Annotated in this window: 1 protein-coding gene; it reads left to right on the top strand. The window is 52.9% G+C overall.

Features of this window, described 5'->3' with window-relative positions; translation table 11 throughout:
- Window positions 1-64 precede the first annotated feature (64 nt).
- Window positions 65-276, top strand: a 212-nt coding sequence (locus tag AAEY78_RS12920) for a YhbY family RNA-binding protein (RefSeq protein WP_352339719.1), incomplete at its 3' end; no start/stop codon positions are given.

Genomic DNA, 276 nt, shown 5'->3' with positions numbered 1-276 from the left:
GTCCCGGACTCGCTCGGGTAAACTGGCCGCCGCTTTTTACAAGATCAGACACAGGGGTCAGATTATGCCGCTCACTCAAGAGCAGAAGAAACAGTACAAATCCATTGGCCACCATCTGAAACCAGTTTTGACTGTGGCTGACAACGGTTTGACTGAAGGTGTGTTAACCGAACTTGAACGCGCATTGGGCGATCACGAACTAATCAAGATCAAGGTCAGCATCCTTGATCGCGAGGCGCGCCTGGCGGCCATTGCAGAACTCTGCAAGGCCGGCAA

Origin of the sequence: Psychrobacter sp. 16-MNA-CIBAN-0192 (genome assembly GCF_040309565.1) — a bacterium.
GTDB lineage: Bacteria > Pseudomonadota > Gammaproteobacteria > Pseudomonadales > Moraxellaceae > Psychrobacter.
This window is presented reverse-complemented; position numbering and strand designations above follow the sequence as displayed.